A 13,163-nucleotide genomic window follows, 5' to 3' on the forward strand; every position below is an offset into this window, starting at 1 on the left:
TCGGCGCCCTTGCAATTCTTAGCCGTACAACTCGCGTTTCCAGTTAGGAGAGAAACTGTGAACATCCAGAAACAACGGCGTGCGACCCGCCGCCTTGTCCTATGCGCGTGCGTGAGCAGCGCCCTCGCGACCGCCGCGGCAGTCCCGGCCTTCGCACAAGAAGCGGCCACCAATCTCGACCGCATCACCGTCACCGGCTCCAACATCCCCCGCACCAATACCGAAACGCCGTCGCCGGTCCAGGTGGTCACCCGCCAGGAGATCGACCGCACCGGCAAGACCACGGTGGCCGAATACCTGCAGACCCTGACCTCGGACGGTGCCGGCTCGATTCCCAAGAGCTTCGGCAACGGCTTCGCCGGCGGCGGCGCCGGCATCTCGCTGCGCGGCCTGGGCGCCGGCTCCACGCTGGTGCTGTTGAACGGCCGGCGCATGGCCACCTACGGCCTGGCCGACGACGGCCAGAAGGTCTTCACCGACCTGAGCACCATCCCGCTGGACGCGGTCGAGCGGATCGACATCCTGAAGGACGGCGCCTCGGCGATCTACGGCTCCGACGCGATCGCCGGCGTGGTCAACATCATCCTGCGCAGCGATTTCGAAGGCGCGATCCTGCGCGGCTCCTACGGCATGTCCGGCGACAGCGACGGCAACGCGCGCAAGGCCACCCTGACCGCCGGCACCGGCAACTTCGCCAGCGACGGCTGGAATGCGTTCTTCAGCCTGGACGTGGGCAAGACCGACGCGATCAAGATCAGCGACCGCAAGGACCGCAAGTGGATCGGCACCGGCGACATCCGCCGCTACGGCTACGACGCCGCCGACGTGCAGTTCCTCACCGGCGCCTATCTCAGCGGCGGCACCGCCGGCGGCGCAGGCCCGAACGGCTCGGTGTTCAACAACGCTGCCACGCCGCAACTGGTGGCCCTGCCCGGTTGCGCCAGCGTCAGCACCATCCCGGGCCAGACCGACGCCACCGCGCAGGCCCAGGGTTGCCTGGGCAACGCGGTCCAGCAGTTCCGCGACCTGAGCCCGGAGGAGGAATACGTCAACGTGTTCGGCCGCGCCAGCTTCGCCTTCGGCGAGGGCGGCGAGATCTACACCGAGATCGGCTACTCGAAGAAGGAGACCGTGTTCTCCAACACCCCGTCCGGCGTGTCCGGCGGCTGGGGCTATCCCGGCGGCCCGGTCAACGCCAACAGCGGCGCCGGCGCCACCGTGCTCTACGCCGGCCATCCCGACAATCCCCTGCCCTATGCCGCGCGCCTGCGCTACAGCGCCTGGGACGTGGGCCCGCGGGTCACCGACAACACCAACGAGTTCAACCGCTTCCTGGCCGGGGTCAAGGGCAACTGGGGCGAGTGGAGCTACGACACCGCCTACCTGCATTCGGGCACCGACCTGGTCAACAAGCGCACCGGCTTCCTGCGCTACAGCGCGGTGCAGTGCGTGCTGGGCAACCCGGCCTGTGCGGCCGGCACCTGGCGCATCGGCGACGACGCCGGGCTGAACTCGCAGGCCCTGTACGACTACATCTCGCCGACCATCAGCGCGCGCGCCAAGTCCAGCCTGGACATGTTCAACTTCACCGTCTCGCGCAGCCTGGCCGACCTGCAGGGCGGCCCGCTGGGCCTGGCGCTGGGCACCGAATGGCGCCGCACCAGCAACAGCCTGACCCCGCAGACCTACACCGACGTGGGCGACATCATCGGCCTGGGCTACTCGGCCTACGACGGCACCCAGAACGTCTACGCCGCCTACGCCGAGCTGTCGGCGCCGGTGCTGGAGCAACTGGAACTGTCGGCCGCGGTGCGCTACGACAAGTACGAGAGCGGCGACAGCAAGGCCACGCCGAAGCTGGGCGTGAAGTGGACCCCGGCCGAGTGGATCGCGCTGCGCGCCAGCTACGCCGAGGGCTTCCGCGCGCCGAATCCGGCCGAGAACGGCGACGGCGGCCTGGCCGCGTTCTCCAATGCGGTCGATCCGATCCGCTGCGCGATCGATCCGGCCAACGAATGCACCGCGCGCTCGGTGGCGATCATCACCCGCCCCAATTCGGCGCTGACCCCGGAAGAGTCCAAGAGCTACTCGGTGGGCTTCGTGCTGCAGCCCACCGCCAGCACCTCGCTGACCGTGGACGCATGGGAGATCAAGCGCACCAACGAGATCGCGCAGGGCAACACGCGCGACGCGATCCTCGCCGGCGACGTGCTGCGCGACAGCAACGACATCGGCGGCGTGGCCAACAGCGGCACCATCCTGGCGGTCAACACCGACTACGTGAACGCCAATTCCTCGCGCGTGCGCGGCATCGATACCGACATCCGCCAGACCTTCGCCATCGGTCCGGGCCAGCTGGAGCTGGACGCGCAGTGGAGCCATCTGCTCAAGTTCGAGCGCACCGAAGGCGACACCACCTACGACTACGTCGGCACCCACGGCAACTGCGACGTGACCAACTGCATCGGCACCCCGCAGGACCGGATCAACGTCGGCAGCACCTGGAAGCAGGACAGCTGGAGCGTCAGCGGCGTGGTCAACTACATCTCCAGCATCGAGAACAAGGACAGCCGCGGCGGCGACTATCTCGCGTTCTACGCCGACGGCAGCCCGGTCGAGAAGATCGCCTCGTTCACCACCTTCGACCTGTCCGGCCGCTGGAACGTCACCGAGGCGTTCGAACTCAACGCCTCGGTGCAGAACGTGTTCGACCGCATCGCGCCGCTGGATCCGTCCACCTACGGCGCGGTCAACTACAACCCGCTGCACTACAGCGGCGCGGTCGGCCGCTATTTCACGCTCGGCGCGAAGTACACGTTCAACTGAGCGGACGCGTCGCGTTGCATCTCAAGCCCGGGCTCGTGCCCGGGCTTTTTCGTTGGTGCAGGTACGCATCGAGGTTCGGCGTTGTCGACCGCGGCGGCGCGCGCCGAAGCGCAACGCGCGCGGGCGACCGGGCCGCGTGCGAGCATCGGCGCTCAGCGCTCAGCGCTCAGGCGCGATGGTAGGGATGGTTGGCCAGCATCGCCGCGGCGCGGTACAGCTGTTCGGCCACCACCAGCCGCACCAGCATGTGCGGCAGGGTCAGCGGCCCCAGCGACCAGGATTCGCTGGCCACCGCCAGCACCTCGGGCGAATGGCCTTCGGGGCCGCCGATCAGCAGCGCAAGATCGCGGCCCTGCCCGCGCCAATGTTCCATGCGCTGCGCCAGCTGTTCGGAACTGTGCTGCTTGCCGGGCACGTCCAGCGCCACCACCAGCGCGTTCTTCGGCAGCGCGGCGAGCACGCGGCGGCCTTCGTCCTCGATCGCGCGCTGCGCGTCGCGGCCCTTGCCGCGCAGGCCGGGTTCGATCTCGACCAGGTCCAGCGGCAGCCAGTGCGACAGGCGCTTGCGGTATTCGGCGAAGCCCTGCGCGACCCAGGCGGGCGCGCGTTCGCCGGTGGCGATGAGTCTGCATTTCATGCAGGCATGATAGCGCTGGCGCGGCGAAGCGATCGGCGCGCGGCCATGCCGCCCTGGCCGTGAAGCAGGCCCGATGCCCCTGTAGGAGCGGCTTCAGCCGCGACAGATTCTTGCCGGTCACGCCCGGTACGCGCCATGGCCAGAGCATCGGCCATCGCACTCCGACGAATCTGCGAACCCGCTACCCGTCGCGTTGCGCGTCGTCCAGCATGGCCTGGAACAGCATGGCTTCGTGCGAGATGTCCGGCAGCGGCAGCGGCTGCCGCCTGAGCCAGTGCCGCAGCGTCGGCGCCTGTTGCAGCTCGCGCAGGTCCTCGGCCAGTGCGTCGATCTCGTCCTGCAGCGCACGCTTGATCTCGGCCATCGCCGCATTCAAGCGTTCCGGCTTGAGCCGGCGCGTGCCGAACACCGCGTAGTCGGCCTTGAACGCGGCATCGATCCGCCGCAGTTCGTCCTGGGTGGCCTGCAATTGTTCGCCGAGCATGCGGTTGTAACGCTCGATGCGCGGTTCGGCCATCGCCGCCAGCGCCGCGGCGTCGAGCTGGCCGGCCTGCACCTGCAATTCCAGCAGGCCGAGCAGGTCGGCGTCGGCATGGGCCGCATTGAGCCGCTGCATCAGCACGGTCTTGCGCTCGCGCTGCAGCGGATCGGCCTCGCGGTCCGGATGCAGCGCCGCGGCCAGCCGGCGGTACAGCTCGCGCAGCGCGCGCTGCGGATCGAACGCCGGCAGCGCCGCCGCGGCGCGCTGCGCCTTCTTCGCCTTGCGCGCGGCGGCTGCGGCCTGGGTCTGCCGGCAACGCTGCTGCAAGCGCTCGAACACCGCCTGCGGCGACGCCAGGTACGGCATCGCATCGGCGTCCACGCCGAAGTGCGCGGCGATCAGTGCGCGCAGCGCCGCGTCCGAGGCGGCGATGCGTGCGTCGTAGGAAGTCTCCGCGTGGCGGTCGTAGAGCGGCTTGAGTTCATGCAGGCCGGCGTCGTCGAGCAAGGGCTCGGTCAGCGCGCAAATCTGCGCCGACAGCGCGGCGCGCTCGCTCTTGCCCAGCTTCTGCGCCATGCCCGCGGCATCCAGCGCCAGCACGCGCTCGGCGTGCAGCTGGTCGCGCCGCTGCAGCAAGGGCTGCACCTGTTCGTGGAAGCGCTGCTGCCAGCGCGGCAAGGCCTGGCGCCAGGCGGCCAGTTCGCCGCGGCTGCGCTCCAACTGCACGACCAAGCTGTCGAAGCGCTCGCCGGCGGCGCTGCGCAGCGCCTTGCCGGCGGCCGGCAGTGCGGCCGACAGGGTCAGGCCCGGGCTTGCCTCCGCCACCGGCGCGTCGTCGCGCCGGGGCGTTTGATCAGGCATCGCGCGCGTCGTCGTCCGCGTCGCTCGGCGGCTGGTCGCCGACCGTCCACAACCGCTCCAGCGCATAGAACTCGCGCACCCGCGGCAGCATCACGTGCACCACCACGTCGCCGAGATCGACCAGCACCCACTCGGCCTCGCGCTCGCCTTCCACGCCCAGCGGCATCACGTCCAGCTTCTTGGCGTGCTTGATCACTTCGTCGGCGATCGACTTGACGTGGCGGGTGGAGGTGCCGGACACCACGATCATGTAGTCGGTGACGCTGGACTTGCCGCGCACGTCGATTTCCACCGCGTCCTTGGCCTTGAGTTCCTCCAGCGCGTTGCGGACGTGGGCGAGCAGCACCGGCAACGGCGGCGGCGGATTGGGGAGTTGGGTCTTGATGACGTGGGCTTGACTGGACAAAGGTGCGAACTCGATGGAATGGGCGAATTATAGGGAACTGCGCGAAGTCGCGTATTCAGCTGGCGGGCGCGGCGGCCGGCGCATACAGCCCGGCGGCGCGGATGTAGTCCGCCACCGGGGCCGGCACCAGTCCCGCCCAGTCGTCGCCGGCGGCGATGCGCTCGCGCACCTGGCTGGCCGATTCGCTGCGCAGCGGCTGCCGCAGGCACCACAGCAGGCCGCCCGGCGCGGTCGCCAGCGCCTGCGGCGACGCGGCCCAGCGCCCGGCCACCGCCTGCGCCAGCTCAGCCGGCAAGGCGCGCTCCCAGCCGCTGCCGGCGCGGTCGGCGACGACCAGGTGCGCCGCGTCGAGCAGGCCGCGCCAGTCGCGCCAGCCGGTGAAACCGACGAAGCTGTCGGCGCCGATCAGCAGCGCCAGCGGCGCGGCGGCGCCGAGCTCGGCGCGCAGTTCGCGCACCGTGTCGATGCTGTACGAGGCCACGCCGGGCCGCGCCAGCGCGCGCTGCAGCTCGTGCCGGTCCAGCAGCAGCCCCGCCTCGCCGGCGATGGCCAGCGCCAGCATCTCGCAGCGCTGCCGCGCGTTGGCCCCCGGCGCCTCGCGGTGCGGCGGATCGGCCGCCGGCATCAGCCGCACCGGCACCCCGAACGCATCGCGCGCCGCCCGCGCGATCGCCAGGTGGCCGTTGTGGATGGGGTCGAAGGTGCCGCCGTAGATCAGGTTGAGCGGCCGGGATTGGGGATTCGGGATTGGGGATTCGTCAACGGCGGCAACTTCTGCGCGGACATCCGACGCCACGGGATCGCCGCTGTTGCCAATCCCGAATCCCGAATCCCCAATCCCGGCGGTCATACCACCAACAACCGCACCGCCCGCGCCTCGGCGATGGCCAGCAGCAGGCGCTCCAGCGCGACCCAGGCGTCGCCGTCGGCGCGGCCCTTGGCGATGCGGTCGATGCGTCCGGCCTCGGCGGCGAAGCGTTCCCAGCGGCGCGGTTCGGCATGCCGCTGCAGGGCGCGCTTGAACGGCGCCTGGCGCGATTCCCAGATGCCCTGCCCCTTCATCTCCGCGGCCAGGTTGCCGCCGGCCGCCTGCACCTTGGCCAGCGCCGCGGTGCGCAGCAGTTCCTTGATCAGGATCGGCAGCAGCGCGGCCACCGCCTCGCCCTCGGCGCGCAGGCCGGCGAGCATGCGCCCGACCGCCGGCGCCTGCCCGGCCAGGGTGGCTTCGGCCAGGCGGAACACGTCGTAGCGCGCGGCATCGGCGACCAGCGACTCCATCGCCGCCACGTCCAGGCTGTGCCCGTCGGCCAGCAGCGCCAGCTTGTCGATCTCCTGCGCGGCCGCCAGCAGGTTGCCCTCGACCCGCTCGGCCAGGCGCTGCACCGCGCCGGCATCGGCGCGCAGGCCCTTGCTGCGCAGGCGGCGCTCGATCCAGTCGCCCAGTTCGTGCGGCTTGATCGCCCAGGCCACCGCGATCACCCCGATGCGGCCGACCGCGTCGGCCCACTTGCCCTGGTGCGCCTTGCTCCATTCGTTGCAGGTGACCAGCAGCACCACGTCCGGCGGCGGATCGGCGCAGAACGCGCTGATCACCTCGCCGCCTTCCTTGCCAGGCTTGCCGCTGGGCAGGCGCAGTTCGATCAGCCGGCGCGGGCTGAACAGGCTCGGCGCATTGAAGCTGGAATACAGCTGGCTCCAGTCGAAATCGCGGCCGTCGGCGTCGAACACCTCGCGCTCGCCGATGCCTTCGGCGCGCGCGCGCGCGCGCACCGCGTCGGCGGCCTCGAGCACGCGCAGGGTTTCCGGGCCGGCGATCAGGTAGACCGGATGCAGCGGCTGCGACGCCGGCTGGGTGGCGAGTTGTTCGGGACGCAATTCCATGGTGACAGCCTAAGGCCTGTTGCGCGCCGCCGGCGGGTCGCCCGAGACGGGCGAGCGACGGGCGGCGGGCGGCAGCCGACCGATCAAGGCTGCGGCGTGGTCGCCGGCGGCGTGCCGGTGGCCGGCTTGCCTTCCACCGGCGTGCCGGTGGCGGCGGGCGGCGCTTCGTTGACGTTCTTGCCGTCGCGCACTTCGGCGCGCACCACGCTGTCGATCCGGCGCAGCATCGACGCCGACATCTCGCGGCGCAGCTCGTCGGCGAGGATCTCGCGCTCGGTGGTGGTACCGGTGGCGTCGGTCGGCGGCGACACGTAGTCGCGCGACAGCTCGATCACCTGCTGCGGCACCAGCACGCTGCCGTCGGCGCGGCGGAACACGAAGATCGCCGCGTAGCGCAGGCTGTATTCCTGGGCACGGCCTTCGGCGTCGAGCGCGATCGGCAGGTCGCCCCAGCGCTCGGACAGCACTTCCAGGCGCGCCACGCCGGTGTTGACGTCCTTCGGCGCGATCTCCGCGCCGGCGGCGCGCAGGCCGCGCTCGAGCAGCTTCACCAGCTCGCTGTACGGCGCCGAGGAGACCACCTTCACCGAGGGCGTGCCGGCCGGCAGGGTCAGCTTGTCGCGCAGGTGGAAGCCGCAGGCGGTCAGGGACGTCGCGAAGACGAGGGCGAGCAGGAATCGGGTCATGGACACAGTCTGGAGGAGCCGGCTGGGCGCGGCAACAGGCGGCTAGCCTGCCGGATGCCGCGTGAACGAGGGTTGAGAAGCGCCGCGACACGCGCCGGCGGCAGCGCCGCGGCCGCGCGCACGCCCGCGGCGCCGTGGTTCACGCCGCCACCAGGTTCACGATCTTGCCCGGCACGATGATGATCTTGCGGATGCTCAGGCCTTCCAGGAACTTGGCGGTGTTCGGCTCGGCCTGGGCCAGCGCCTCGATCTGCTCGCGCGGGGTGTCGGCGGCCACCTCGATGGTGCCGCGCAGCTTGCCGTTGACCTGCACCGCCAGGGTCAGCGCGTCGCGCACCAGCGCGGCCGGGTCCGGCTGCGGGAACGGCAGGTCTTCCAGCAGCGTCGGCGCATGCCCCAGCGCCTGCCACAGCGCATGGCTGGCATGCGGGGTGATCGGGTTGAGCAGCAGCACCGCCGCCTCCAGCGCTTCCTGGCGCACCGCGCGGCCCTGGGCGCCGGCGTCGTCGAACTTGGCCAGCGCGTTGGTCAGCTCCATCACCGCGGCGATGGCGGTGTTGAAGCTGTGGCGGCGGCCGTAGTCGTCGGCGACCTTGCCGATGGTCTCGTGGGTCTTGCGCCGCAGCGCCTTGTGCTCGGCGCCCAGCGGGTTAGCCAGAACGACCTGTTTGGTCAATTCATCGACGACTCCATCAGCCGCATGCCTGTGCACCTGCGCCCACAGCCGGCGCAGGAACCGCGCCATGCCGTCCACGCCGGCCTCGTTCCACTCCAGCGACTGCTCCGGCGGCGCGGCGAACATCGAGAACAGGCGCACCGTGTCGGCGCCGTACTTGCCGACCATCGCCTGCGGGTCCACGCCGTTGTTCTTGGACTTGGACATCTTCTCGGTGCCGCCGATCTGCACCGGCTGGCCGTCGGCGACCAGGGTGGCGCCGACGATGCGGCCGCGCTCGTCGCGCTGCACGTCCACCTCGGCCGGGTTGATCCACTCCTTGGAGCCGTCGCCGTTGTCGCGGTAGTAGGTCTCGGCGATCACCATGCCCTGGGTCAGCAGGTTGGTCGCCGGCTCGTCGCTGTCCACCAGGCGCGCGTCGCGCAGCAGCTTGTGGAAGAAGCGGAAGTACATCAGGTGCAGGATCGCGTGCTCGATGCCGCCGATGTACTGGTCCACCGGCAGCCAGTAGTTGCCGCGCTTGTCGACCATGTCCTTGGCGCCGGGCGAGGTGTAGCGCGCGTAGTACCAGCTCGACTCCATGAAGGTGTCGAAGGTGTCGGTCTCGCGCTCGGCCGCCGCACCGCACTGCGGGCAGGTGGTCTTGCGCCATTCCGGATCGGTCTTCAGCGGCGACCCGGTGCCGCTCAGCGCCACGTTCTCCGGCAGCAGCACCGGCAACTGGTCTTCCAGCACCGGCACCGCGCCGCAGCTGGCGCAGTAGATCACCGGGATCGGACAGCCCCAGTAGCGCTGGCGGCTGACGCCCCAGTCGCGCAGGCGGTAATTGATGCGGCGCTGGCCCTGGCCCTTGCGCTCGAAGCGCTCGGCCAGCGCCTCGAACGCGCCCTGGTAGTCCAAGCCGTCGAACTCGGCCGAATTGACCAGCTCGAATTCCCGGCTCTTGTCGGTGTACCAGTCGCGCCAGACGCTCGGCTCCCAGGTGCGTTCCTCGTCGCTCTTCGGCGCCTTCAGCGCGATCACCTGGCGGATCGGCAGCGCGTACTTGTTGGCGAACTCGAAGTCGCGCTGGTCGTGGCCGGGCACCGCCATCACCGCGCCGGTGCCGTAGCCCATCAGCACGAAGTTGGCGACCCACACCGGCACCTGCTCGCCGCTGACCGGGTGCACCGCCACCAGGCCGGTGTCCATGCCGCGCTTTTCCTGGGTCTCCAGTTCCGCCTCGGAGACGCCGCCCTGCTTCAGCTCGGCCAGCAGCGCGGCCAGTTGCGGGTTGGACCTGGCCGCATGCAGCGCCAGCGGATGCTCGCTGGCGATGGAGACGAAGGTCACCCCCATCAACGTGTCCGGGCGCGTGGTGAACACCCGCAGCGGGTCCAGCGCCGCGCCATCGGCGTCGCGCACCTCGAACTGGATCTCCAGCCCTTCGGAGCGGCCGATCCAGTTGCGCTGCATGGTCTTGACCGACTCCGGCCAGCCCGGCAGCTGGTCCAGCCCGTCCAGCAGTTCCTGCGCGTAGTCGGTGATGCGCAGGAACCACTGCGGGATCTCGCGCTTCTCCACCAGCGCGCCGGAGCGCCAGCCGCGGCCGTCGATGACCTGCTCGTTGGCCAGCACGGTCTGGTCCACCGGGTCCCAGTTCACCACCGCGTTGCGGCGGTAGGCCAGGCCCTTGCGCATCAGCCGGGTGAACATGCGCTGCTCGTGCACGTAGTACTCGGGCCGGCAGGTGGCGAACTCGCGCGACCAGTCGATCGCATAGCCCAGCGACTTGAGCTGGCTGCGCATGTGCTCGATGTTGGCGTAGGTCCACTTGGCCGGCGCGGTCTTGTTCTTGATCGCGGCGTTCTCGGCCGGCAGGCCGAACGCGTCCCAGCCCATCGGCTGCAGCACGTTCTTGCCGGTCATGCGCTGGTAGCGGCTGATCACGTCGCCGATCGTGTAGTTGCGCACGTGGCCCATGTGCAGCGCACCGGACGGGTACGGGAGCATCGACAGGCAGTAGAACTTGGGCTTGTCGGAGGTCTCGTTGACCTCGAAGGCGCGGGTGGCGTCCCAGAACTGCTGGGCGGACGATTCGACCTGCTGCGGGTCGTAGGCGGTGGGCTCGACGGCGGACATGGAAACGGGCAAGGGCCAGGCGGCAACAAAGCAGGCAAGGGTACCGCAGCGCAGCAGGCGGCTCCAATCGTGGCGACGAGCGGTGCCGGCAGCGGTGGCCTGTCCCGGCACGCGGCGCGGCGCGCACATGGCCGCCAACGCGCCCGTTGCGGGGAAAACCACGTCCGCGAGGCCGTTCGGCAGGCGGGACGGCGGCGCGGCAGCCTGGCGCCGGGCAGGTCGGCGCGGTGCGCGACCGGCGCCGATTGCGCGGCGCCGGCGGCCGCCTCAGCCGGCGCGCAGCGGCGCGGGCGGGCCGGGCCGGCAGGCCAGCAGCGCCAGCCAGGCCCACCACAGCGCGAACACCAGCCGCTGCGCCACGGCCGCCGACAGCAGCGCGTCCAGCGCGAACGCGCCGAGCGCGGCCAGCAACGCCACCGCCAGCGCGGTCCGCGCCCAGCCGCGGGCGCCCGGCAGGCGCCAGGCGCCCGCCGCCAGCAGGCTGGCCGCCGCCACCAGCGCCACCACCCACAGCAGCCAGGCGCTGGCATGCAACTGGGTGGCGCGCGATTCCAGGTCGGTCGGGTCCAGCGGCAGCAGGCCCATGCCGGCGAAGGCCAGCCCGGCCAGCAGCAGCAATTGCCCGCCGACGCGCAGCGACCAGCCGGCGCGGCGGCCGGTGCGCTGCAACAGGCGCAGCGCCAGCGCCACCGCCAGTGCCCCCGGCAGCACGAAGGCCAGCAGGTCGAACGCCCAGGCGTGGGCGATGCCGCTGGCGCCGAGCAGCGCGACCGGATGCGACCACGGCAGGTAGCCCGGCAGCGCGAGTCCGAAGCCCACGACCGCGGCCACCGCGGCGACCGCCAGCAGCGGTCCTGCGTAGCGCAGCGCCTGATCGTATCGGTTGCTCATCGTGTCTCCCGGCAGCTGCGTCGGTGCGCCAAACCCCCATTGTCGCCGCTGCCGCCGCGGCTGGCACCCCGCCTGCCCGGCGCGGCGGCGATCGCCGCGGCGTCCTCGCTCGCCGCCCATGCAGCGCGCCGCGCAGGCCGTCGCCCGCCTGCGCACCCTTGCGTCGCCGCCGGTCTGCCACCATAGAAGCCATCTTCTTCGCCTGCCACGATGAGCCCCCATGTCCGACATGCCCCACGTTTTCGACGCCAAGACCGAGACCTTCGAAGCCGAGGTCCTGCAGAAATCGCTGCAGACCCCGGTGCTGGTGGACTTCTGGGCGCCCTGGTGCGGGCCGTGCAAGACCCTGAGCCCGATCCTGGAGAAGCTGGCCGCCGAGTACCACGGCGCGTTCGAACTGGCCAAGGTCGACGTGGACCAGGAACAGCAGATCGCCGCCGCATTCCAGATCCGCTCGGTGCCGACCGTGTTCCTGGTCAAGGACGGGCAACTGGTCGACGGCTTCCCCGGCGCCATGCCCGAGGGCCAGCTGCGCGAGTTCCTGACCCAGCACGGCATCGCGCCGCTGCCGGCGCCGGCCGAGGCGCAGGAGGACGCGCCCGCCGCGCCGCTGGATCCGCACGCCGAGGTGCTGCGCCTGCGCGAGGCGGTGGCGGCCGAGCCGGACAAGGACGAACTGAAGCTGGACCTGGCGCTGGCGCTGGTGAAGACCGGCGCCGCCGCCGAGGCGGAGACGCTGATCGACGCGCTGCCGGCCAACCTGGCCACCGACGAGCGCGCGGTGCGCGCGCGGGCACGGCTGGGCTTCGTCGGCGCGCTGCAGGCGGCACCGCCGGCGGAAACGCTGCAGGCGGCGCTCGCGCAGGACCCGGCCGACCTCAAGGCGCGCTACCTGCTGGGCGTGCAACGCCTGATCGCCGGCGACGACGAGGCCGCGCTGGAGCAGTTCCTGGAGATGCTGCGGCAGGACCGCGGCTTCGAGGAGGGCCTACCCAAGAAGTCGCTGATCGACGCGTTCCGGGTGATCGAGGACGAGGACCTGGTCGGCCGCTACCGGCGCAAGATGTCGGCGCTGCTGTTCTGAGCCGCGCGGAACGCGGCCACCGGCCCGTCCATCGCGGCCGGCCGCCGCGTTCCATGCCGCGCGGGAACTGCGGCGGCCGCCCACCATACCCATGCGAATGGTAAGCTCGGCCTCCCCTAGCGCCGCCTGCCATCCGCAATGAAAGCCTCCCTGTTCCGCCTGGGCCTGAACCTGTGGCCGCCGTTCCTGTTCGCCGGCATCCACCTGGCGGAACTGAGCCAGGACTACCGCTACGCGCGGGTCGAGCTGCGCATGCGGCCGTGGAACCGCAACTACGTCGGTACCCATTTCGGCGGCAGCCTGTTCGCGATGACCGATCCGTTCTGGATGCTGCTGACGATGCAGAACCTGGGCGGCGCCTACTACGTCTGGGACAAGGCCGGCAGCATCGAGTTCGTGCGCCCTGGGCGCGGCACCGTGACCGCGCAGTTCCGCCTGGACGAGGCGATGCTGGACGACGTGCGCCAGGCCACCGCCGGCGGCGACAAGTACCTGCGCTGGTTCGACAACGAGATCCTCGACGCGCAGGGCGAAGTGGTGGCGCGCACACGCAAGCAGCTCTACGTCAAGCGCAAGCCGGCACGCTAGCAGGGTCACCCTGCGCTTGCGGAGA

At 70.9% G+C, this 13,163-nt stretch carries 11 protein-coding genes; 3 read left to right on the forward strand and 8 right to left on the reverse strand.

The features are described from left to right. The first annotated feature begins 111 nt into the window (after positions 1–111). Entirely contained in the window at positions 112–2,826 is a 2,715-nt protein-coding gene (locus AB3X10_RS15175; protein ID WP_369976030.1) for a TonB-dependent receptor, read from the forward strand. 166 nt (positions 2,827–2,992) lie between these two features. Here AB3X10_RS15175 and rlmH read toward each other — a convergent pair whose 3' ends face one another. The 8 genes from rlmH to AB3X10_RS15215 form a co-directional block, all read right to left on the reverse strand. Beyond that, entirely contained in the window at positions 2,993–3,463 is a 471-nt protein-coding gene (rlmH, locus tag AB3X10_RS15180; protein WP_369976032.1) for a 23S rRNA (pseudouridine(1915)-N(3))-methyltransferase RlmH, read from the reverse strand. Between the two features lie 181 nt (positions 3,464–3,644). Next, positions 3,645–4,805 (reverse strand): J domain-containing protein, encoded by a 1,161-nt coding sequence (locus tag AB3X10_RS15185; protein ID WP_369976034.1) that lies wholly within the window; start codon positions 4,803–4,805, stop codon positions 3,645–3,647. Continuing rightward, positions 4,798–5,211, reverse strand: a complete 414-nt coding sequence (rsfS, locus tag AB3X10_RS15190; protein ID WP_369976036.1) for a ribosome silencing factor — start codon at positions 5,209–5,211, stop codon at positions 4,798–4,800. Before rsfS ends, AB3X10_RS15185 begins: the two co-directional genes overlap by 8 nt. A gap of 55 nt (positions 5,212–5,266) precedes the next feature. Next, a complete protein-coding gene (gene nadD / locus AB3X10_RS15195) occupies positions 5,267–6,007 on the reverse strand; it encodes a nicotinate-nucleotide adenylyltransferase (RefSeq protein WP_369976038.1) in 741 nt (246 codons plus the stop codon). A gap of 50 nt (positions 6,008–6,057) precedes the next feature. Further along, positions 6,058–7,092: a DNA polymerase III subunit delta gene (gene holA, locus AB3X10_RS15200; protein ID WP_369976039.1), complete on the reverse strand. Its 1,035-nt coding sequence runs from the start codon at positions 7,090–7,092 to the stop codon at positions 6,058–6,060. Between the two features lie 83 nt (positions 7,093–7,175). Beyond that, a complete protein-coding gene (gene lptE, locus AB3X10_RS15205) occupies positions 7,176–7,778 on the reverse strand; it encodes an LPS assembly lipoprotein LptE (protein ID WP_145700912.1) in 603 nt (200 codons plus the stop codon). A gap of 139 nt (positions 7,779–7,917) precedes the next feature. Beyond that, positions 7,918–10,575 (reverse strand): leucine--tRNA ligase, encoded by a 2,658-nt coding sequence (gene leuS, locus AB3X10_RS15210; protein WP_369976041.1) that lies wholly within the window; start codon positions 10,573–10,575, stop codon positions 7,918–7,920. Positions 10,576–10,842: 267 nt separating this feature from the next. Further along, positions 10,843–11,466 (reverse strand): DUF998 domain-containing protein, encoded by a 624-nt coding sequence (locus tag AB3X10_RS15215; protein WP_369976043.1) that lies wholly within the window; start codon positions 11,464–11,466, stop codon positions 10,843–10,845. A gap of 220 nt (positions 11,467–11,686) precedes the next feature. Here AB3X10_RS15215 and trxA point away from each other — a divergent pair, with 220 nt between their 5' ends. Together trxA and AB3X10_RS15225 are read left to right on the forward strand one after the other, a co-directional pair. Beyond that, positions 11,687–12,550 (forward strand): thioredoxin, encoded by an 864-nt coding sequence (gene trxA / locus AB3X10_RS15220; protein WP_369976044.1) that lies wholly within the window; start codon positions 11,687–11,689, stop codon positions 12,548–12,550. A gap of 138 nt (positions 12,551–12,688) precedes the next feature. Further along, on the forward strand, positions 12,689–13,138 hold the full coding sequence (locus tag AB3X10_RS15225; RefSeq protein ID WP_369976045.1) for a DUF4442 domain-containing protein: 450 nt from the start codon (positions 12,689–12,691) through the stop codon (positions 13,136–13,138). Positions 13,139–13,163: the final 25 nt, after the last annotated feature.

It is taken from the genome of Xanthomonas sp. DAR 80977 (assembly GCF_041240605.1).
Taxonomy (GTDB): Bacteria; Pseudomonadota; Gammaproteobacteria; order Xanthomonadales; family Xanthomonadaceae; genus Xanthomonas_A; species Xanthomonas_A bundabergensis.